This window comes from Nitrosomonas nitrosa (assembly GCF_003051105.1).
In the GTDB taxonomy this organism is placed as follows: domain Bacteria; phylum Pseudomonadota; class Gammaproteobacteria; order Burkholderiales; family Nitrosomonadaceae; genus Nitrosomonas; species Nitrosomonas nitrosa.
On the sequence record NZ_QAOO01000028.1, the window covers coordinates 1 to 20,175 of the forward strand.

The following is a 20,175-nucleotide window of genomic DNA, read 5'->3' on the forward strand; positions in this document are numbered from 1 at the left end:
GTACTTTTGTCAAAGAAGTGAAGTCACTGCGCTTGGATATTCGGCACTACCGGCACGTGAAGAAAAGAGCGAAGGCGAAACGAGCGTTGAAGCGATTCAGAACCATTGCAGGTATTTTGATGCGGGAGCTCAGAAGAGAACTGCCGCAATACTGTTTGTTTGAATGCTATCAAAGGGACTTTCTGCTGTATGAGCGAGTATTACGGCAGCAACAAAACGATAAAAACAAGATCTACTCATTGCACGAACCGCAAGTGTACTGTGTCGCCAAGGGGAAAGACCACAAACAATATGAGTACGGCAGCAAGGCATTGATCGCCAGTACAGCAAAAGGTAATCTGATTGTCGGGGTTGTCAGTCACGAACAGAACCTGCATGACAGCAATACGTTACCCGAAATCCTGCGTCATGTTGAGATTTCGCACGGGAAAGCTGCTAAGCAAGCCGTATGCGATCGCGGCTACCGCGGCAAACGTGAAGTCAATGGAACTCAGATCATTTTGCCTGGAAAGGCATTAAAGAAGGATACCCGGTACCAGAAAGACAAGAAGCAGAAACAGTGCAGGAGGCGTGCCGCGATTGAACCCATTATCGGCCACCTGAAGTCGGATTATCGAATGGTTAGGAACTATCTGAAAGGCGCTATCGGCGATCGCATCAACCTGCTGATGGCTGCTGCAGCCTGGAATCTGAAACAATGGCTGCTGGCCATTTTTTGGCTCTTTTTCCCATGGCGAAAACTACAAATTTATCGGATTCCTTAATGCAAATTTAAACTACAGGGGGCATGCATTTTAGTAGGCAACAGTTTTCTCGGGTGGCTTTTCCAGAACAACAACTGTTGTTTGATACTTTTTCAGGGGCGACTATTTATTGGCCGAATCTATAGTAAACTGACTACATGTTGACAGCTAAGAACTGCATACAGGCAGCCAGTCGTGAATAAATTAATTATTGGGACTTTAAAAGCAAGTTAAGATCCCGTTACTTCAGTCTCACAAATTTCTTCGGTGTTATTCGTACCACCACATTCACCGAATTTATTATCTTTGGTTAAAGTAAATGTACCTGAATTACCACCATTGATACTATATTGATAATCTCCAGCACTTAGACGATATACATCCAATTGAATGACTCTAACAAACTCTGTAATGTTTGTAGTACACGTTTGTCCTGGCGGAACTGGGGTTACAGAGATTTGTATATCAAACAAGTTTTCTTTTCGACCTGTATTAATTTGCCCAAATTCACCACATGTAAAATCGCCTACTGCTTGCAAAAAAACCTGTGTTGGAAAAGAATCATTTATAACAAAAACATTGACAGACTTAATTCTTGGATTAGAAGAATTAAATTTAGCTGAATTAACTTGCTGTAGAACCCAAGCATTCAACTGTTGATCAAATTTCAGCACTGCATCTTGATAATTTCCAACCTGATCCGGTGTGTCGACACGTGGAACTGTCAAAACACCGTTTTCATAACTAGGCACATTATTATTTGAAAAACTTGTGCCTTCCGCTATCACATTATTGACCATTGTCATGGTAATACAGCTACACAAAACCAATGTCGTAGCTAATAATCTAATCTTGATCATTACAGTAACTCCTATAAAACGGACAGGATATTATGGAACCTAAATGCCCTGAGTTATTTCTTTTATGATTAAATGAACTTACCATTGTTGCACTATGAATCGTGATGTTGCACCAGTCAAGGGAGTGCCGTTAGTATTGGTAACCGTGCCAATTACACCTGTATTCCTGAGCGCATCGTAAAGCGTTGTTGCATTTGTTGCGGTATTACATAAAGTACCCGCAGCTTGACACGCCACGGCAAAAATACCAGCAATATAAGGTGATGAAAATGATGTGCCACTATTTATTACAGACGTTCCATTATAATTTAGAAGTGCTACAGATTCTCCTGGGGCAAAAGCAGAAATGTTTGTTCCAGTGCGAGAGAAAGAGGCTTTCGCATCTTTACCGCTAGAGATAAGCTGATTATTTGTTGCTCCCACTACAAAAGCTTGTGAGATGCGTGTCGGTGAATAATTGGCAGTATTACAACTATCATTTCCTGCCGCTACTACAACTATTATCCCTTTATTATGAGCGGCAATGATGGAATTCTCGAGTGAAGTGTTTATCGTTGGATTTGCACATCCGGGATCATTAAATCCTTGACTCCAGTTAGCAATAGTTCCGGCAGTTTCATTAGCAGCTAACCAGTTAAAAGCAGTTACCGAAGTTGATATAGACGAACTTCCCGTGCAACCTGATGTTATTTTAGCCATTATCACCGTGGCCTCTTTAGCAATGCCTTTGGTACTTCCAGCAGCAGCGCTACTAACTTGGGTGCCATGGCCATTGCAATCTGCGCCAACTCCACCATTTATGTCCCAAATTACAGATGCACGCCCACCAAATTGAGCTGCAACTGTTGAGTTTGCTAGATCCAAACCCGAGTCGAGAATATAAATTTTGCGACCAGCTCCTGTATTTGTATAGATATATGTATTATCAAGAGTGACTGAAGTTTCATCTAACCTATCTAGAGCCTACTCAGAAATTCAGCGATCAGTTATTCGCAGCCAAGTAAAAATTCCGGTTTGAGATGAATTGGCAGGCACGCGCAAACCCAATTTTTCTGGGCATGCTCTTTTTTGTCGCACAAGATGCTATTTTGGCAGCAAGATTTTTTAGACAAATAAAAACCCGCACCAAAATGAGCAGGTTCATGACCAGGAAGATGCTATTAATCCATGCTGCAGAGGTATCAGCGCGCCTGGCCCGAATATTGTTGAGTCGATATCCATACTTTCCTTGGCCAAACTTTCCTTCAATTGGAATGCGCTCGCGATATTCCTGTCGACGTTGCGCTTTCAGGCGCATCAATTCATCTTTGTTTTCAGGTGTAATCTTTGGTGGACGTCCCAGTGGTTTACCTGAAAAGCGTATATGATTGCGTTCCAGATAGCTGCGATTATCACGGGAACCATATAGCGTGTCAGCAATGACGACTTCGGGATAACAGCCGTAACGCTTTTTGTAGGCCTCAACTTGCGCTTCAAGATCATGACCTTCATGTTGCGCATCCCAGTGCAGCTTGTCGACATGCGCCAGCCCTTCGCCAGTCAGACTCACGCTTATTTTGGCGCCAAATTCAACTGTCTTGCCTTGCTTTCCCCTGATAATGGGCCGAAGATACGGCTGACTGATACTGACAATGCGATCATCGCAACGTCTGGTGTTGGTTTTGTACATCTCATATTGTTGTCGGTATAGATGGGGCAATACCCAGTAGCGGCGTAACAACCCATTGGGTAACGGTATGGGCGTGCCAAGCGGATATTCCGTCAGCATTTCTTCGATATGCTTTAAATTCCGCTGCAAGAACTGCAATTGCTGTCTGATACCGGCGCGGCGTTTTTTGTTGCATGGCCGTCTCAGCTTGACCAGGTTGAGGTAGGCTTTCCTGGCGATCTCGCGATAAGTGCGCGGCTTCTTTTTCTGTGCCCGGTTACTTTTGGCATGCAACTCATCAATGATACGCTCACTCAGTTCACGTGCCTCGTTCAGCAGGCCAAGATCTGTCGGATAGCGTATGGCCTGTTCTGCAACGGTGGCATCCAGTATTAATTTGCCGTGATTCCGAGGCGGCTCATCTGCCAAAGATTGATCTGCCACCATTGCGGTGGCAGCATCACGGCTGCCCGCATCACCGCTATTTGATACATCATTGTCGTCGTTGTCATCAGCAATTGCCTTGACTGACTTCTTTGTCCTTCCAGGTTCAACCGTCTCGATGATCGCCTCATGAAATTCATCAAATACCGTCTGACCCATGCGCTTGCGTATCTCAACCAGTAATGATGATGCAAAGGGTGCCTTGGCTTGAAAACCTTTCAGGCCAATAAAATATTGCAGGTACGGATTTTCTCGAATCTGTTCAACAGTCTCTTCATCTGAAATCGATAATTTATGTTTAATAATCACCGCTCCGATCACAATTCTGGCATCTTTGGCTGGGCGGCCCAGATTTGAACATAACGTCTTATAGTAGCTCTCGGACAACTCATCCCACGGTATGCAATCTCTCAGTTTTACCCAGCGATTATTGGGATCAAGAATCATGCCCGGCGGTGTATCAAATCCTTCGAGTGGCAGTTGCTTTTGGCTGATATAACGAATCATGGTGCACGGTTTTTGGTGTTAATTCACATATTTACGTGCACTATTTTACCAGAAAAATATACTATTATTAAATTTAATCAAATATTTATACTTTTTGAGTAAGCTCTATCTAATCCCCAGCCTGGATTGCTCTGAGTAGTTCCACTGGTTATGATCATATCCTGTTCAACATATTCGACTCTATCATCTTTACGCCATCTCTCGGCTTCATCCTCGTCCATCATGACGTGGACGGCATTTATTGTTTCGAAAATTGCAAGTACTTCCCCGCGTAATCCCATCATTCCAGACAAATTTTCCTTACTCTGTCCGGTGCTAGGTTCACCAAAGGGTATATTGCCAGTACCACGCTGAGATTCGTCAGGTGGATCAATCAAAAATCGTCCACTGTCTTCTTGAATAAAAGGTGAAGGTTTTTTGAAACCGATAATATAAGAGTTACTTATAAATTTTTGATCGCTCTGAATGGCCTTCTGTACATTTTGGTTGAATTCATCACGAGACGCAAAAAGTGGAGAGTTGATTAATAGAACCAGTTATATCCAAACTTGCATTGAAACTATTCTTTTGATTTTTTTCATTTTTGTTGATTCCTGAATTAATAATTGCACATATAAGTGCAATTGAATATATAAATGATTTAATAAATTGAATCAACGATGTTAATTATATGGTTAATCTCTTCGGGTTTAATTCCTCATTCCATGGAGAGAAAGCTGGTTGAAAGCCAGTAGCTTGAAGGCGGGGGTATATTTTGTGAAAATGTTGAGAGCTATAAGCTATAGGATCGTACATGTAAAAATCAATTACATGGATGTCCAATATTGCTATCACAAGGATTTATGATCATCGCAAAACTCGACCTGAAGATAGCCCACCAACATTCAATATTACATATTGAATGTTCAATTTAAATTCATTACGAAATATCTCTTCTATAACCTGTCAGCACTTTACAGGATTGAAGTACAAAAATATTGCAACTGATATAGCATAATATCGTCTTATTAAATATCCTCTCCATCCTACCTAAATTGATGCAGAACTCGATCTCAGAAATTTAAAAATAAATTCCTATCTCTATGTAAATTATAGGTTACGGTAATTAAAACTTAGACTTTTCTTATCGTGACCAAAGAAGAATATAAGTTTCTAGCTCTCTTAGCGATTTCAAATCTATAGAATAAGCCACAAACAAAATAATTCTTTAAAATCAATAAATCTGCGAGAAAACTCACATTAATTTACTAAATTATTTAGACTAGAGTATGGGATAATCGCCAAGTATTGTTAACAAGTCGTAAATTATTAATCCTTATTCCGATTAACCTCTTGCCGCCATCAATCGCACTACCTGAATTGGCGCTAATTTACCAAGGAAAGATTTATTAATTTTGAGTATCTGACGAAAGAACCCGATCCTCCAACCAATCCGCCCATTTGACCGCTTTGACAATCAAATCAGCACGATACTTGACGTTATATTTTAGCGTACGCGAATGATAATTGGCTGCTCTCGTCCAAATATCGCCTTTATCATTCTTGATATGTAGCCGCACTCGCCATGCGGCCAGATCATAGGCATAACAACCCGTATTTGCTACGTGAGCAGGTGTAATGCCATATTTCGATAAATCTTGAAGAAATAAAGTATTAAACTGCATCGAACCAACATCATGAGTGCCATTATTGTTACGCACCCACTGACCCGGTTTACCGCCCTCTTTTTCGGCTATTGCCAGTAAGATATTGGCTGGTATTTCATATTTGACGGCAGCAGTGATTGAACACACCACCCTTTCTTGCATATCCGGCGGTAAATCCATCATTGATCGAGTTGCTTAAACGCTTTGACCATTATTTACCCTTTCCTTGCGAAATATTGTTCATACCCGCTGATTCCTGAGTCTGGCCTTTTTCTATGGCACTCCGCAAAGCATCCGTCCCCGCACTTCTTGCTGCTGTCAACCGACCGGCTGCCAGTGTGCCGCCATAAGACGCAACGGCTGCCGCCGTACCTGCCGCTGCCATAAAACCACCGGCGCTATAACTACCAATTCCGGCAATCGAACCTATGCTACTACCCGTTATAATGCCAGCCAGCAACAACGGTAATCTAGAAATCAATACAAAAAATGCAATCGTAAAAATCAGCATAACCGCCAGTTCTTCATAATTCAGAACGTTTTTACCCATTTTGGCGTAAAAACTGGATAGCAGATCACTGCCAATACCAACAATCAAAAGCATTACAAATAGCTGAATACCAACACCCAGAACTGTTTTAAAGTAGTTTATGGCGATGTCGGATGTCCAGCGTGCGCCGCCAAAACCTAAAAAGAAGATTCCTGCATACATGAGTACCCAAGATGAAATTAACAAAAGCAGCATGTTCACTGCAATTACCGCTAAAACAATGAGAACTATCAACGATATGATGACAGCAATCAGGCTATCGACCGGTTGCAGTAATGTAAGATTACTCGTTGCTTGATTCCAGACTAAAACACCTATATCCATAATACTGGAATGACTGGCACCACTTGGTAGGCCAGCAGCAGTACCACCTAACTGCTGCATCGAGGCAATAATAGTACCCGCAATATTGTGTCCAGACACTGCATTAGTCAGCAGCCAGAAGTAAAACCCGGTGAAGATAATAAAACGGGTAAACTCAGCAAAGAAATCCCCGATATCGGCTTTCCGCAATAGCATCATTCCAAATGTCCACACCATGGAAATCAGCACTAACGTCCAGAACAAGCGCTCAGCAGCACCTTGAATGACCGTTTGCCAAGATTTGGCTTTTCCTAAAAATTTCTGAATTACCTGATCTAATACACTTTGATTCGTAGCAGGATCAATGTAAGGAAGCTCTGCAAATACAGCAGATGAGAAACTTAACAATACAATAAAAACAAGGAAAATTACGCCTGGATTCTTAAGCATCTTGCTATTCCCACAATATGTAATTAGCTACTCAGCACCATCCATTTGTTTCTTAAATTTATCAGGATCAGAGACATCCATCTGAAGCCAGTTCTTTCTTTCCGGCATTTCACTTAATTCTTTCTTGGGTTCCTTCAATTCAAGCTTGCCATCGCCATCCTTATAGCACCCTGACAACAACAGCAAAGAAAATAAACCAATCACTGCAATACTCAAATCACTCTTTTTCATCGTTTTTTCTCCTTCGATTAGTATTTTAAAAAGCGTCTCTTACAGACCAATTTCTACCAGCAGGTAATATTTCAGGACTCAATCGCTTGGTTGCCGCCTCACGCGCAGCCTGCTGCATGGCCTTTTGGTCTACCTCGGCCTGACTTTGCGTATTGGCGGCATTATGCTGGGCAATCAGCATCTGACGCATTTGCAGCAACTGATTTGCCTGGTACGCGGCCAATTGATTCGCATATTGCAGCGCTTCCATTTGCCCCTGGGCAGACTCGGTTCTTTGTTGTAAGACTTGCAGGTGAGCGGCATCGAGTGGAATCTGATTCTGATGTTCATTTAAACCCCGCAGGAGCGAATCATTGGCACTTTTTTGTGCGTCAGTGCTGGTATTTTGCCCCTCCTTCAATAACTTCCAGGCACCTTCATTGCATTTTTCCTGCAAAGTAAAGCAAGGGGAACTGCGATAATATTCAACATTGCGAAACCGTTGCATGTAACCATCCAGCCCGCCATACTGCTGCTCATAATAGCGTATGGTATTGGTCAAATTGATGAGCTTGTTCATCGCATACTCCACTTTCGCCCAGACATAAGCAGGTGGTGCCACGGTATTTCGGATCATGTTCTCATATTGCTGCAATTGCGTCTGATACTGCTCTATTTGCTTTTGTGTCTGTTCTATTGCCTCAAGCGCGGTAATCGTGGTTTGTTTGATATTCGCCACATCAATGACCGCCATTCCCCCGGCACTGATACTCGATGAATAACCGACAGTACCGATTACGAGCAGGATTGCTATCAACTGGGAGGCTATATTTTTACTGTTTGTCATGTTCAGACACTCCTTGCATTAATAATCAAACGATTGATACGGTTTGGAAAACCTTATGTCTTTGGTCACAATGATGTTGAAACGATACCCCGGCCTGATTTCAAGCGTGGGTGAGATATTCAGGTTTTTCCGAATGAGATTGGCGGTTACCAACCCCAATTGCTGACCGAGCGATTGACTCATGATGCTGCCCGCATTTTGCCGCCCGAACGCACCACCAGCATCACGTTGACTGTACGTGGCACCGGCAACAATAGCCGACATGATCAGGGCTGATCCGAAGATACGCAGGTAATGATTATTGACCTGATCTTTAAAACCAGCATAGCCCACCCCATCAACACCCGGCATGGCACCGATGTCCATGGTTTTTCCATCCGGGAAGATGATGCGTTGCCAGGCAACCAGCACACGTGCCTGACCGAACTCCACTTCACTGGAATACGTACCCACTAATCTTGATCCTTGTGGAATCAAGCGCCATTTACCTACTGGTGAATCATAAATATGCTGGCTTACCTGTGCCATGATCTGCCCCGGCAGGCTGGAATTAATACCGGATATCAAAGTTGCCGGTATCACAAAACCGGTTTGCAGGACAAAAGGCGATGCGGGCTTTTGCACTTCGCTATTCAATTTCCAGCGCGCTTCTCCTTCTGCTGAATCAAAACGCGAATAATCCCTATCCCGTGTACCAGTTTCGTCATCCAGCAATCGAGGAGCGCCATCGTCCATAAATTCATCACCCCTACGTACTCCCATTCCTCCGGCTACACTTGCTCCCCCATCCTGCTTCAACTGCGCAAGACGCGCATGATATGCAGCCGTTGGATCTTCGCGCAGGTTTGCATCAATTTGTTGACGCACCGATGCCAATTTTGCCAGCATTTCATCACGTGTTTTAGGTGTACCGGTGTTGGTTAAATCCGGCGATGATCCTGAACTTCTTGGTGCAACGACATTTACATTGGTTTTAGCTTTGATCGCTTCTTCCAGTTGCTGGCGTTTCAGCATCCGAATATGGGCAATATCAGCGTGAAGCGATGGATCGGTAGTATCCATAGATGGCGGCAGAGGCGGCCGATCCAGATCTGATGGCCGCTCAATGATGATTCCATGTAGGGGTACTTTTTCGGTTAAATCAGGAGTTTTAGTCTGATTTTTGGGTTCGATAATGCCGCCGATATAGTCTTTGGCAATCAGTGAGGCAAAGGAATGGCTCGACTGAGTGTCATGATTACCATCAAAATCGTATTGACCGCGCTCAGCTGCGCGATTCATGGCGACGATCATCATGAGCAACATGAATATCAGCATGATCGCGCCAAAGATAACAATCGGAAGGTTATTGACGCGCCGCACCCCAACATTTTTGGCAACCACATCCGGGGATGATTCAGGTGACAGGAGTTTAGAATTGGTTGACATCACCTTTATTCCCTTATTCTTTTCTGACCCAAAGACCGGCAGGGTGAATACTGTCGCCCTGCACAATGAATGCGCGCGACAATCGCATATCGTCAATCATGAGTTTGACATGATACAAATCACCCGATTGGTCAATGATGTAACTCAAGGCCAGGCCTTTTTGCGGTTCAGTATCAGGTTGATTCGGCGCAGCAAAGATTTGCTGCTGAATTGATTGTTGAATTGATTGCTGAGTCGCTTCCTGAACCGCAAACCCTGCCAGTCTCAGGTTCTCGATCAAGGCATGACCAAACGGATCATTAACCACATGGCGCAAATTAAACTGCGTATTGGCTGCCGGATACAGCCGCACTATTTGGGCTGTCACATCATCAGCCATCACTTTGCTGGTTACGATTGAAGGATTCTGAATAAAATTGCCATAGGGGTGCGTAGCACAACCATTCAATAGCAATAAAACCAGCATGAGGATAAAAATAGAGTTGGATGCGGTGATCATTTTATTCATCATCAATTCCCCCGCGTAATCGTCACCCGGCTTTGATTACCGCCCACTCCCGCAATCAGAATCGCACGATCAAAAACGGTATCTACGATATAGCGATCGCCCTGCAAGCGGTAATTCACCATAACCGTTTCATCTTCGCTAAAAATGCCGCCTTCCTTAGTTAAAAGTAACAAAGTCGGCGCTTCAGTCTGCGCCATAATACTCGGCATTTGTATGATGGTTTTTTGACCGTCGTTATAGACACGCAGCGGTTTCCAGGCGGCATCCCCAGACACTGCATACGCAAAATCCAGATTGCCCAGATATTCCCCGGTTTCAGGAATGGTGCGCGATTTTCTGATTCCCATCGCATGGCTTTCTTTATCTCTGATCGCATCCCATTTAATCAGCGCATCTTCCGGATAAGTAAAACTCACTCTCGGCATAAAATCGCGCCGGTGAGATCGAAGGCGCATGTGATACGTACGCCGGTTGGTCGTAACTACCAAGGATGTTTCCAGGCCCACATCCAATGGTTTAACAATCAGATGCTGCACTTCAGCAGAACCTTGTCCGGTCACTGCCGGTTCTATTAACCAGCGCGCCTGGTCGCCCAGATGAATCGAATTGACTTGCTCACCCGGTTGCAATTCAATATCGCATACCTGCAATACCGCACAGACGATGCTGGGTTGCTGCGAGCCAAACAGAAAACGGATTGATCCATCCGGCCCTGCAACAGGCTTTGTGCCGGTGGGATTGACTGCCTGCCATTTCTTAGCCAGATCAATGGCGGCACGTTCCTGTGGGGTTAGTTGAGGGTTTTTATCGGTGAAATACGCATTAGACAGACCATCGGCATGGATTGGAGCAACGAGTCCAATCGAGAGAATCAGCGTACTTAAAGAAAGTAACAGTTTCATGATGAGTGATCCCTTTATGTTTGTTTCGACCAGGAGAAATCCTGGATATAAATACCCAGCGGGTTATTTCGGATCTGTTCTTCGGTGGTGCTTTGTGTCGTCGGCTTGTTATAAATTCTCAATAAAGCACGCATCTTGAAAGGTGGCTCGGTTAAGTGTCCTTGCCGGTCATAGACTTTTTCCAGCCAATCGACCTGCCAGGTCTCCGGTGATTGGGGTATCACCGATATGATTTCAACATTAACTGTGTGTGTTTCAGCCCGTTTGAAAGGACTGCTGGCTTCAGTACTATTGAACCATTCATTGGCTTTTGCCGTGGCTGGGTCGTTATTGGACAGCATGGCATATGCACGAAAGATAGCGCGCCGCTGTAAGGCGATATCCGGTGTCACCATGCGCAAATCATTGATGAATGCTGCAACCGATGCATGCACTACGCGCTGATCGGCCACCGCAGCGATATCCGCACGCGAGACCGCCACCGCTTCCCCCAGCTTATTAACTTGGACTACATAGGGGATGAATTTGGATTGACTGCCGATGGCAATGACACCCCCTACCCCTGCCAGCGCAATCAACAAACAAAGTAGCGCCAGTATTTGCCACATATTGCGCGAAGCCCGAATCCCGCGCATATGGTCATTCCAGGTACGCCGCGCTGACAGATAGGGATTTTCATTTTCACCGCAGCGGCGACCGCCTTCCATGAACTCATTATCCTCACGGATTTGTTTGTTCGACTTGATTTTTCCGACAATTCTTAATTTAAAAAAATCACTGATTACACTCATCAAGCTACTCCATAGTCAGATAACGCTAACCCTTTTATTGCCAACCACTCGTTAACCCACTTGTCCCCGTATTTGTCACACAGGTTTTTAATCGTGGCGATTGATTCCTTATCCGTAGATCCTATAAGCGCCAGTGCCAATGGCCCGAGTGCCAAATCGTAGAGCCGTCTGCCATTCTCGGACACGGTGTAATATTGCTGTTTGGGTATTGCAGAAGCCAAGATCTCAATCTGGCGCGTATTCAATCCCATACGCCGGTAGAGTGCCGAAGCATCTTCATCACGCGCAAATACGTTAGGTAGAAATATTTTGGTGGCGGTGGACTCAACAATGACATCAAGAATCCCGCTGTTGGCCGCATCCGACAAACTTTGTGTCGCCATCAACACTAAGCAGTTATTTTTACGCATAACCTTGAGCCATTCGCGGATCTTGGCGCGAAACACCGGATGCCCCAGCATTAGCCAAGCTTCATCCAGAATGATGGCAGAGGGTTGACCGTGCAGGCTGCGCTCGATGCGGCGAAATAGATACAGCAACGTCGGCAGTGCGTATTTATCACCGAGATTCATCAATTCCTCGATCTCGAATGTGGTGAAGGTCGAGAGATTCAAACCATCGGCTTCGGCATCGAGCAAATGACCCATCATCCCGTCAATCGTGTATTGCCGAAGACACTCGCGTATGGATTCATCCTGGATTGTCACTGACAAATCCGATAAGGTGTGCGAGCCGCTTTGATGCATGTTAGTAATGGCCTGACTGATTTCGTTACGCTGCAAGGGTGTGACTGTTACACCATTTAATTCAACCATCAAACAAATCCATTCCAGCGCCCAGGCACGATCACCCTTGGTGTGCAAGAATTGCAAGGGACAGAAAGACAGCGATTCATCGTCTCCTGCCACGGTGAAATGCTGACCACCAACGGCTTTTGTCAATGGATACATTGATAGTCCCTTGTCAAAGCAATAAATAGACATGCCCTGATAACGCCGCAATTGCGCGGCAATCAGCGCCAGGTGCGTGGATTTACCAGCTCCGGTGGGGCCGAACATGAAGGTGTGACCCAGATCACGTACATGCAGATTCAACCGGAAAGGCATAGCTCCTTGTGTCACGCAATGCATCAATGGCGGTGAATTGGGTGGATACATCGGACAAGGGGCTATAGGTTTGCCTGTCCAGATGGTATTGACCGGTAACAAATCAGCCAGATTCATGGTATTGATGAGCGGTCTGCGCACATTCTCGACCCCGTGACCGGGCAGGCTGCCCAGATACGCATCCATGGTGTTGATCGTCTCAACCCGTGCAGCAAATCCCAAATGGTTGATGGCTTTCTCTACCTTTCGCCCGGCTTCTTCCAATGCTGCTCGATCTTCCATCATCAGCACAACCACGCTGGTATAATAGCCTTGACCGACCATGCCGCTATTGGTTTCCGCAATGGCAGACTGCGCATCTTCAGTCATATTCAGCGCGTCTTCATCGATATTGCTGCTTTGCAGATTAAACACTTGGTCAAAGAATCCACGAATCTTTTGTTTCCAGCGTCTGCGGAATTTTTCCAGATGATTGACTGCTTCATGCGCATCCATAAAGATAAACCGCGATGACCAGCGGTATACACCGGGCAATTCAGATAGCAGGTTTAACATGCCAGGGGAGGATTCGAGCGGAAAACCCTCAATCGATACTACCTGAACAAAGTTGCGGCCAATTTTAGGCACGACCCCGCCCCACATTTCCTGACCACCCAGCAAGGTATCCAGATACATCGGATTGGCAGGTAGCACCATCGGATGATCCAGGCCGGTCACGCATAATTGCAGCCACTGTAAGAAATCATCATGGGTGATGGTTGTACCGTCTTCATTCACCAGCTTGCGGCTTTTTAAACGCGACAAATGAAATATGCTGGATAACCTGGATTCAAAATTGGCACATTCACGCTGAAAATATTCCAGCAAGCCTTGTGTTCTGGCTTTTTGATCGGGTGCCTGGGTGTCATCGTCAAACATGAGTTCAACGAACTTGCGCTGTGCCAGCATCGGCGGCAAGTATGTCAGTGATACGACAAAGCAACTCTCGTATAGGGTGCCGATACGCTCGAACAGATTGCGCCGCTCCTCGTCAATGGCGGCGGTAATAGGGTCGGGATAATTGGAAAGCGATTTATCTGAATAACTTTGTGCCGGTTTTCTGATGGCATCGACATGAATCATCCAGCCATTACCCAAACGAGATAAAGCCTGATTAATGCGAAATGACACGCGCTCACGCTCAATCTCGGTGCTACTGGCGGTATCATCGCCGCAAAATACCCATGCGGCCATCAATGCACCGTTCTTGCCGACAATCACACCATCTTCCACCACCGCCGCATACACCAGCAGATCGGCAAAACCCATTTCTTTGGAGCGATGTTGATTCAGTTTTAATTCTTTGCCCGCATCACGGATACGGATAAATAGTATTAGAAGCAGCACAGCACCGCATATTGCGATAAGGATAGAAATAGCGGCAATCATAGATGCTGTTTTTCCTGTTGACGAGTATTGTCATAGAAGGGCGTGCTTCGCGCCGGATAGTATTTCTTGTATTGCATCTGGCGCAGGTAAACATGACGCAATTGCGGATCATTTTTTGCCATCAGTCGCAGTGCAAACAGTGCAAAGACCCACAGTGCTATGCCGAAGAGCGTGGCCTTTATTTCCATGGCAACAAAAATTGAAGTAGCCGCAATCAGGATAGAAAACATGACGAGTTCCCGGTCGCCACCCATAAACAGGTTAGGACGATTTCCCGATTGACGAATAGGTATGGTTCGAAGCGCCATAGTCAATCTCCTATTTCTGTGAATTAAGGATTGTTTCCTGGTCTTGGGATATTTCGCCCGGAATGACCGCACCCTGGAATAGATTGGTCATGATGTTGTTGGCACCGACGAGTAATGCCATAACCAACACGATAAAAATCAGGGTGCGAAAGAATGCATTGAGTTCGCCGCCAAAGATCAGAATGCCGCCTGCAACGACAATGCCGATGATAGATAGAGTAAAAGCAACGGGACCCGTAACAGAGTTTCTGAGATTCACCAGCCAGGTTTCATAGGGAAGCGCACCGCCTGCGCCAACAGCGGCTTGTGCGTTATCAATCAACAAGAAAAACAAAAGAAAACTGCATAAAGAAACAATGAAGAAGAGTGAAATTGAAGGCAATATTTTCATTAACTAACTCCTGTTATTTATTTACAGCTTCTTGATTTGGTAACTTCCTCTTTTAAAACCTTGTACTTCGATAATCTGCTGGATTTTCCTGCCGTGGGGTGTGCGCGTGATATGCACGACCATATCAACCGCCTCCGCGATCAATGGCATAATTTCTTTCGGTGCTGAAGGATTGCGTGAAATCAAGGATTCCAGACGGGTTAGTCCTGATAGCGCATCATTGGCGTGCAGTGTGGCAGCCCCTCCTTCATGCCCTGTGTTCCAGGCATCGAGTAAATCCAATGCTTCAGGACCTCTCACTTCACCCACCAGAATGCGATCCGGGCGCATACGCAAGGTTGTTTTGAGTAATTGCGTCATGTCGACATCAAGTGTGGTGTGATACTGGACGAAATTCTGGGCAGCGCATTGAATCTCGCCGGTATCCTCCAAGATAAAGATGCGCTCATCCGGATCGCTGCAAACCATTTCATTGATAATGGCGTTGATCAAGGTCGTTTTACCTGATCCGGTGCCACCAATGACTAGAATGTTGCGGTGCTTGCGCACGGCATCTTTGATGACATCAGAGTGTCTGGGCGACAGTACACCGGTTTCTAAATACTGCTCGAGTGTAAAAATCTTGATGGCTTTTTTACGGATAGCAAATGTGGGGGACGAAACAACAGGTGGTAGTTGACCGGCGAAGCGTGAATTATCGAGCGGAAATTCACCTTCAATCATCGGGTTGAATCGATTGACTTCCTTGCCGTGGAAACCTGCAACCGTTTTGATGACAGCCTCAACTTGGGCAGCCTGGATATTTCCGATATGTTGTATCTTCTGACCCAGCTTCTCTTGCCAGATACGGCCATCGGCATTGACCATGATTTCAACCGTTTCAGGATCCTGTAATGCAGACAGTATTTCCCTTGCGTCACGCTCCAGCTTGCTCTTAGCGCGATCCTTAACGGTTGTGATGTGAGGTAATTGATCTTGCAGTGTCATGCGAGTACTCCAACAACTTACACATGACATTACAATATAACGAATATTATTTTAGTGCAACTCTTTTTAGTTATTTTTTAATTTCTTTGCTTCTTTCGATAAGAATGCCCTATTCTTCTTATCCCATTGCTCGACCTGAAAAGCTTCATATTCACTCAGAACGCCTCCTTTCCAAACAAAGCCTTTAGGTAAGCGCTTTAACTTTCGATTGGCCAATGCTTCAAGATCGACTGCATTCATATCCGAGCTATCCAACAGCATAGGTAGTGGGGTCTCGAGCGCCTCTGCAATCGCCTCCATAATCCTAAGCGATGGATTAGCCTTGTCATTTGTCAGATCCGTAAAGAATGCGATGGATACCCCCGCCTTCTTTGCCAATTCCGATTTGGTCACGCCTTTTTCATCAAGGATGCGTAGAATATTTGTGATGAGTATCAAATTGTACATATAATAGCCCTGTCATTTCTAGGGTTTAAGCAGCTTAACTAATCGGCGCCATTGTTTTGCAGTAGTTTTGCTGCTATTTTAATCCAAAATAAAAACATAAATTCATTAATTTCAATGGAGGGCTAAATAATAGTTTCGTTATATACATGGTTTATGGATGATAATTAATAAATAAGATATGCATATCAATCATACTTACAAAACCAATCACATCATTGATTTATATCATTGTTATTTGTATTAATCATTGTTCTTAAAAGTATATGGATAGAGGATAGACGAGTAACTGATGGAAAATCTGGAGAATCTCAAAACGCATACCGTTTTCTGATACGAGAGATCAGTCATTCAATAATAAACTGAACAAGAAGAACAAAAATACAAAAGTGCGAAGACAAATTTTTTGCGCAGTTTGATTTGTTGATGACTGCACCCATAGCCTCTATCTGCCTAATCATTAAATGGACAGAATTATTTGATTCAAATAAATATTTCTGCCTGATATAACGAACACGAGTTAAGCTTAAGATAAAAATGACAGGAAAAAAGAAGGAAAATAAAAATGGGCTTGTTGCGCCTATCGGCGCGACAGAAATTGATATCACGCTTATCAGTGAAGATATCAATCAACCCAGAAAAGAATTCAATAAAGAAACGTTAAGAGAGTTAACGGAGACTGTTAAATTACGCGGGGTAAAATCACCCATATCGGTACGCCCCAATCCGGATAAACCTGGTACCTATATCATAAATCATGGTGCAAGACGTTATCGTGCCAGTATCGATGCCGGGTTAAAAAACATTCCTGCTTTCATTGATACTGATTACAGCGAAGCTGATCAAGTGATTGAGAATCTGCAAAGAGATAATTTAACCTCCAGAGAGATTGCTGACTTTATTGGACGGCAACTGGCAGGCGGTAAAACCAAATCTGAAATTGCCAGACTGATCGGCAAAACCAATCCTTATATCACCATGCATGCTGCACTTCTTGATTTGCCTGATCCACTAGGAGAAGTGTATCGGACAGGCCGTTGCACCGATGTAACAGCACTCTATGATTTAACGAGGTTGTATAAAGCCAATAAAGAGGAAGTAATCACCTGGCTGGCACTCAGTACACAGGAAGAAATATCACGATTGGATGTATATCATTTCAGTCAATTCTTAAAGCTAAAAAAAACGCCCTCATCTAATTCTACGGATGATCGAGTATCCAGTTCTGAAGGCAAATCCCATACCACTTCAGCCAAAAACGACGATCAAAAACAAACCACGCCGAATTCATTGCTGGACTCTATTTACAATCTGATTAAAAAAGACAAACGCAAGCCACATGATTTAATGCAAGATCTATCTAGTGAGAATAAAGAATTTCTCCAAAGCGAAATAAAGAATTATTTTGAGCAAGGCAGAAATTGCCAAAATATCGTTCAATTCACCATTAAAGCATTGCAGGATGGCAGCTTCTCAGCCAAGGGGAGCGGTGCACTGCAATTGATTGCTTTTTTGCATGGTATGGAGAGATCAGAGTCTTTTGATCTCATGAAAATACTGGAAGAAATTGCCGGACAACAGGAAGCAGGATAATTTAATCTTGCCAGTAATCCTACTTATAACTAATTTGAAATGACGACACCCGCAAAGCTACGAATGATTGTAATGAATGGACAAAAGATTCTACAAACTCAAAATAATAATGAATGGGAAACGATTGGCACCATCAAGAAGGTTGATGAAGGTATCAAACCGGGTGTCTACAATATTTATTTAGCTACAGCACCCGTTGATAAAAACCAGTATCAAGGACAAATTATTTATATTGATAAAGAGAATTCTGTTTTTTATCAGCAGGTCAAGAAGGATTTTACTGTGCACCAACTAAATGCTGTTGATGGCAAGCCTATTGCTGGCAAAGATGTGGTTATTGCATATGATGGGGAGAAAGCTACGTTAACTCTAATAGATGCACTTAAGAATAAAAGAACGTTGAAATTATAAATGGTTATATTTATACCAGAGCAAACTTAATCTAAACCAAGCATTTTTATTCTATGATGCAAATCAGCGTCAAAACATTTACCACTTTCAGCAGTCAACGTTGCACCTCGAACTTGAATTCATCAAGGTTCTTTTTAATAGAAAACAAAACAAAATAGCTTTCTGCATTTATACTCAAGGCAAAAAACACAGAAGAAGGCTATGTTGAAACTCAATGACATTCACAAAGGCGCAAGCTATTAGTGGGATTGAACCGGGGCAAGTGGTACGCGTCGTAACCACTGAACCAATCGGGGATCATGCTTTAACTGTAAAGTGGACCCCGCAGTCAAGACAATAATAGATCGAATTTAAGAGGGTATCCTATACATGCAGCGGAACGGCGCTGCCCCGATTTTTTGATTCTATTTCTGATGAAATTTTTTCTGTTTTGCTGTATTTGTCGATAATCTTTGCCCCACCTCCGCTCGCTGTCAGGTAAACCTCGTCTGGTGTGCGATATCCCAGTGACTGATGCATCCGTGTTGTATTGTAGAACGTAAAGTACTCTGTCAGACCAAGCATCAAATCGGTCATTGTTGCATACCCTTTCAGATAAACATCTTCGTGCTTGACACTGCGCCAGAGCCGTTCCACGAAGATATTGTCCGATGCTCTGCCACGCCCATCCATGCTGATGGCAATGTCGCGTGCTTTGAGTGCACCGATGAAATCGTTACTGGTAAACTGACTGCCCTGATCGGTATTGAATACGTCAGGTACGCCATGCGTTTGCAAAGCCTGTTCCAAACAATCCACGCAGAATCGACTATCCGGCGTGTTCGATAGCCGCCATGACAATACTTTGCGCGAGTACCAGTCAATGATCGCCACCAGATACACAAACCCTCGCGGCAGGCGAATGTACGTGATGTCTGTGCTCCACACCTGGTTGGGGCGATCAATCGACACTCCTCTGAGCAAGTACGGATAAACCTTGTGCTACGGGTGTCGTCGACTGGTGTTTGGTCCCGGCGCCATACCCGCAAGACATAATATGCCCATCAATCTTTGCACACGCTTGCGGTTGATTGTGTGCCCCAAACTTTGCAGATACTGCACAATCTTGCGGCTGCCGTAAAACGGGTACCGTGTGTATTCCGCGTCAATGAGTTCCAGTAAAGCCAGTTCCTGCTCGTCCGGTTGCATAACCAGGCGGGGCGCATAGACAGTGGAGCGCGCTACGCCGGTGAGTTCACATTGCCGCATCAGTGGCAACGGCTCAGTCGCATCGATCCATTGCTTGCGCACCGTTATTGGCTGATCCCGGACTTTTTTTTAAGCCAGTCCAATTCCATCTTCAATCGACCGATTTCCGAATACAGTCGCTCCGAACTCACCGACGGATCAACAGGCTTCACACCGCGTTTGGTTTCAAACAGATTGAATGCCTGCTCTTGCAGCTCCTTCTTCCACAAACCAACTTGCGTCGGATGCACTCCAAACTCCTGACCAATTTCATTTACCGTCTTGATGCCACGAATTGCTTCAAGCGCTACTTTGGCCTTCAAATCACCCGTAAAATTCTTTCGCTTTATTCCTGTCATTTCCTGCTCCTTTCTTAGCAGAATACCATCTTAATTTACTGTCCTGAAAGAAGGGTCCACTATAATGAATGAATTTCACAAACT

At 44.5% G+C, this 20,175-nt stretch carries 20 protein-coding genes and 1 pseudogene; 3 read left to right on the forward strand and 18 right to left on the reverse strand.

The window, feature by feature from the left end:
- The coding region (locus C8R30_RS12940; protein ID WP_258192044.1) for a transposase at window positions 1-764 on the forward strand (764 nt) is incomplete at its 5' end.
- 209 nt (window positions 765-973) lie between these two features.
- Here the strand turns inward: C8R30_RS12940 and C8R30_RS12945 are convergent.
- The 17 genes from C8R30_RS12945 to C8R30_RS13025 form a co-directional block, all read right to left on the reverse strand.
- Window positions 974-1,603, reverse strand: coding sequence for a hypothetical protein (locus C8R30_RS12945; RefSeq protein ID WP_107790296.1), 630 nt, complete (start codon window positions 1,601-1,603; stop codon window positions 974-976).
- 78 nt (window positions 1,604-1,681) lie between these two features.
- Window positions 1,682-2,518: a S8 family serine peptidase gene (locus C8R30_RS12950; protein ID WP_107790297.1), complete on the reverse strand. Its 837-nt coding sequence runs from the start codon at window positions 2,516-2,518 to the stop codon at window positions 1,682-1,684.
- A 67-nt stretch (window positions 2,519-2,585) separates the two neighbouring features.
- Window positions 2,586-4,202 carry an IS5 family transposase gene (locus tag C8R30_RS12955; RefSeq protein WP_107790298.1) on the reverse strand — a complete coding sequence of 539 codons (1,617 nt, stop codon included), beginning with the start codon at window positions 4,200-4,202 and terminating at the stop codon, window positions 2,586-2,588.
- 77 nt (window positions 4,203-4,279) lie between these two features.
- Window positions 4,280-4,579, reverse strand: coding sequence for a hypothetical protein (locus C8R30_RS12960; protein ID WP_146162698.1), 300 nt, complete (start codon window positions 4,577-4,579; stop codon window positions 4,280-4,282).
- 1,011 nt (window positions 4,580-5,590) lie between these two features.
- Window positions 5,591-6,031, reverse strand: coding sequence for a lysozyme family protein (locus C8R30_RS12965; protein WP_107790300.1), 441 nt, complete (start codon window positions 6,029-6,031; stop codon window positions 5,591-5,593).
- A 28-nt stretch (window positions 6,032-6,059) separates the two neighbouring features.
- The gene (trbL, locus tag C8R30_RS12970) at window positions 6,060-7,151 is read right to left on the reverse strand and encodes a P-type conjugative transfer protein TrbL (protein WP_107790301.1); all 1,092 of its coding nucleotides are present in this window, start codon (window positions 7,149-7,151) and stop codon (window positions 6,060-6,062) included.
- A gap of 27 nt (window positions 7,152-7,178) precedes the next feature.
- Window positions 7,179-7,382 (reverse strand): hypothetical protein, encoded by a 204-nt coding sequence (locus C8R30_RS12975; protein WP_107790302.1) that lies wholly within the window; start codon window positions 7,380-7,382, stop codon window positions 7,179-7,181.
- A gap of 25 nt (window positions 7,383-7,407) precedes the next feature.
- On the reverse strand, window positions 7,408-8,208 hold the full coding sequence (gene trbJ, locus C8R30_RS12980) for a P-type conjugative transfer protein TrbJ (protein WP_107790303.1): 801 nt from the start codon (window positions 8,206-8,208) through the stop codon (window positions 7,408-7,410).
- A gap of 18 nt (window positions 8,209-8,226) precedes the next feature.
- A complete protein-coding gene (locus C8R30_RS12985) occupies window positions 8,227-9,636 on the reverse strand; it encodes a TrbI/VirB10 family protein (protein ID WP_107790304.1) in 1,410 nt (469 codons plus the stop codon).
- A gap of 13 nt (window positions 9,637-9,649) precedes the next feature.
- The gene (locus tag C8R30_RS12990) at window positions 9,650-10,147 is read right to left on the reverse strand and encodes a conjugal transfer protein TrbH (RefSeq protein ID WP_258192045.1); all 498 of its coding nucleotides are present in this window, start codon (window positions 10,145-10,147) and stop codon (window positions 9,650-9,652) included.
- Window positions 10,147-11,046: a P-type conjugative transfer protein TrbG gene (gene trbG / locus C8R30_RS12995; protein ID WP_107790305.1), complete on the reverse strand. Its 900-nt coding sequence runs from the start codon at window positions 11,044-11,046 to the stop codon at window positions 10,147-10,149. The genes C8R30_RS12990 and trbG overlap by 1 nt, the downstream gene beginning before the upstream one ends.
- Window positions 11,047-11,060: 14 nt before the next feature.
- On the reverse strand, window positions 11,061-11,837 hold the full coding sequence (locus tag C8R30_RS13000) for a VirB8/TrbF family protein (protein WP_107790306.1): 777 nt from the start codon (window positions 11,835-11,837) through the stop codon (window positions 11,061-11,063).
- Complete coding sequence (locus tag C8R30_RS13005) at window positions 11,837-14,371, reverse strand: VirB4 family type IV secretion/conjugal transfer ATPase (protein ID WP_107790307.1); 2,535 nt, start codon at window positions 14,369-14,371, stop codon at window positions 11,837-11,839. The genes C8R30_RS13000 and C8R30_RS13005 overlap by 1 nt, the downstream gene beginning before the upstream one ends.
- Window positions 14,368-14,679, reverse strand: a complete 312-nt coding sequence (locus C8R30_RS13010) for a conjugal transfer protein TrbD (protein ID WP_107790308.1) — start codon at window positions 14,677-14,679, stop codon at window positions 14,368-14,370. The genes C8R30_RS13005 and C8R30_RS13010 overlap by 4 nt, the downstream gene beginning before the upstream one ends.
- A 10-nt stretch (window positions 14,680-14,689) precedes the next feature.
- Entirely contained in the window at window positions 14,690-15,070 is a 381-nt protein-coding gene (locus C8R30_RS13015; protein WP_107790309.1) for a TrbC/VirB2 family protein, read from the reverse strand.
- A 21-nt stretch (window positions 15,071-15,091) separates the two neighbouring features.
- A complete protein-coding gene (gene trbB / locus C8R30_RS13020; protein ID WP_107790310.1) occupies window positions 15,092-16,057 on the reverse strand; it encodes a P-type conjugative transfer ATPase TrbB in 966 nt (321 codons plus the stop codon).
- Window positions 16,058-16,123: 66 nt separating this feature from the next.
- Window positions 16,124-16,504 carry a helix-turn-helix domain-containing protein gene (locus tag C8R30_RS13025; protein ID WP_103967723.1) on the reverse strand — a complete coding sequence of 127 codons (381 nt, stop codon included), beginning with the start codon at window positions 16,502-16,504 and terminating at the stop codon, window positions 16,124-16,126.
- Between the two features lie 534 nt (window positions 16,505-17,038).
- Here C8R30_RS13025 and C8R30_RS13030 point away from each other — a divergent pair.
- Window positions 17,039-18,094 carry a ParB/RepB/Spo0J family partition protein gene (locus C8R30_RS13030; RefSeq protein WP_107790311.1) on the forward strand — a complete coding sequence of 352 codons (1,056 nt, stop codon included), beginning with the start codon at window positions 17,039-17,041 and terminating at the stop codon, window positions 18,092-18,094.
- A gap of 72 nt (window positions 18,095-18,166) precedes the next feature.
- Complete coding sequence (locus C8R30_RS13035; protein ID WP_258192046.1) at window positions 18,167-18,505, forward strand: KfrB domain-containing protein; 339 nt, start codon at window positions 18,167-18,169, stop codon at window positions 18,503-18,505.
- Window positions 18,506-18,868: 363 nt separating this feature from the next.
- Here the strand turns inward: C8R30_RS13035 and C8R30_RS13045 are convergent.
- A pseudogene (locus C8R30_RS13045) lies at window positions 18,869-20,091 on the reverse strand (IS3 family transposase).
- Window positions 20,092-20,175 lie beyond the last annotated feature (84 nt).

Bases quoted from the DNA above. Each gene is read 5' to 3' on its own strand.
- C8R30_RS12975 (WP_107790302.1), bottom strand. From the start codon at position 7,382: ATGAAAAAGAGTGATTTGAGTATTGCAGTGATTGGTTTATTTTCTTTG.
- C8R30_RS13000 (WP_107790306.1), bottom strand. From the start codon at position 11,837: ATGAGTGTAATCAGTGATTTTTTTAAATTAAGAATTGTCGGAAAAATC.
- C8R30_RS13005 (WP_107790307.1), bottom strand. From the start codon at position 14,371: ATGATTGCCGCTATTTCTATCCTTATCGCAATATGCGGTGCTGTGCTG.
- trbG (WP_107790305.1), bottom strand. From the start codon at position 11,046: ATGAAACTGTTACTTTCTTTAAGTACGCTGATTCTCTCGATTGGACTC.
- trbB (WP_107790310.1), bottom strand. From the start codon at position 16,057: ATGACACTGCAAGATCAATTACCTCACATCACAACCGTTAAGGATCGC.
- C8R30_RS12965 (WP_107790300.1), bottom strand. From the start codon at position 6,031: ATGATGGATTTACCGCCGGATATGCAAGAAAGGGTGGTGTGTTCAATC.
- C8R30_RS12955 (WP_107790298.1), bottom strand. From the start codon at position 4,202: ATGATTCGTTATATCAGCCAAAAGCAACTGCCACTCGAAGGATTTGAT.
- C8R30_RS13015 (WP_107790309.1), bottom strand. From the start codon at position 15,070: ATGAAAATATTGCCTTCAATTTCACTCTTCTTCATTGTTTCTTTATGC.
- C8R30_RS12985 (WP_107790304.1), bottom strand. From the start codon at position 9,636: ATGTCAACCAATTCTAAACTCCTGTCACCTGAATCATCCCCGGATGTG.
- C8R30_RS13010 (WP_107790308.1), bottom strand. From the start codon at position 14,679: ATGGCGCTTCGAACCATACCTATTCGTCAATCGGGAAATCGTCCTAAC.
- trbJ (WP_107790303.1), bottom strand. From the start codon at position 8,208: ATGACAAACAGTAAAAATATAGCCTCCCAGTTGATAGCAATCCTGCTC.
- C8R30_RS12990 (WP_258192045.1), bottom strand. From the start codon at position 10,147: ATGATGAATAAAATGATCACCGCATCCAACTCTATTTTTATCCTCATG.
- C8R30_RS13030 (WP_107790311.1), top strand. From the start codon at position 17,039: ATGACAGGAAAAAAGAAGGAAAATAAAAATGGGCTTGTTGCGCCTATC.
- C8R30_RS13035 (WP_258192046.1), top strand. From the start codon at position 18,167: ATGAATGGACAAAAGATTCTACAAACTCAAAATAATAATGAATGGGAA.
- trbL (WP_107790301.1), bottom strand. From the start codon at position 7,151: ATGCTTAAGAATCCAGGCGTAATTTTCCTTGTTTTTATTGTATTGTTA.
- C8R30_RS13025 (WP_103967723.1), bottom strand. From the start codon at position 16,504: ATGTACAATTTGATACTCATCACAAATATTCTACGCATCCTTGATGAA.
- C8R30_RS12945 (WP_107790296.1), bottom strand. From the start codon at position 1,603: ATGATCAAGATTAGATTATTAGCTACGACATTGGTTTTGTGTAGCTGT.